The sequence below is a fragment of the Staphylococcus intermedius NCTC 11048 genome (assembly GCF_002902385.1).
Taxonomy (GTDB): Bacteria; Bacillota; Bacilli; order Staphylococcales; family Staphylococcaceae; genus Staphylococcus; species Staphylococcus intermedius.
The window spans coordinates 1-555 of record NZ_PPQH01000068.1 but is presented as its reverse complement, the minus strand read 5'-3'; the positions used below and the strand labels follow the sequence as shown (position 1 = coordinate 555).

The window sequence follows — 555 nt, the reverse complement described above, 5'->3', positions numbered from 1 at the left end:
TTCCAGATACCTTTGAATATCTAAAATAGGTAAAAATGTAGCTTTTAAATTAGATTGTAATAGGTTTTGGTAAATAATAGGTCGAGCAAGTGGTAGCATAAGCGAAAGTGCTATTGAACTTAATTTCTTATTGTCGATACTTTCATTATTAATATCTTTAAACACACCTTTAAACATTGCTTTCAAATTATAATCAGCTGTTTCAAGAGTTACATGCAAAAAAACGATTTTTATGGAGGATGTATTTCTTTCTATAAAAATCTCATATTTAGGGTCATTATCTTCACATTTGGCTGTATCAGGAGAATCATCAGACTTATCGTAATTATCATATTTAATGAAGTTAATAGCTTGTAAATTGAACTCATCTAACTGAACATGAAATTTATTATTCATTTAACTTGCAACTCTTCCTTTTTCTAAATTAGCGTATCTTTCATAATTTTCGTTGCTAACAAAATAAGACTTTATATCATCTTCTTTTTGATTCAAGTATCTTACTTTATTAATTAAATTAATTACCAATTCAATAAAATCAAAGACTTTATCTTCGTC

At 26.5% G+C, this 555-nt stretch carries 1 protein-coding gene; it reads right to left on the bottom strand.

What is annotated here, in order from left to right; translation table 11 throughout:
• A partial coding sequence (locus CD138_RS11895) for a hypothetical protein (RefSeq protein WP_103265991.1) occupies window positions 1-396 on the bottom strand: 396 nt, incomplete at its 3' end.
• Between the last annotated feature and the right edge of the window lie 159 nt (window positions 397-555).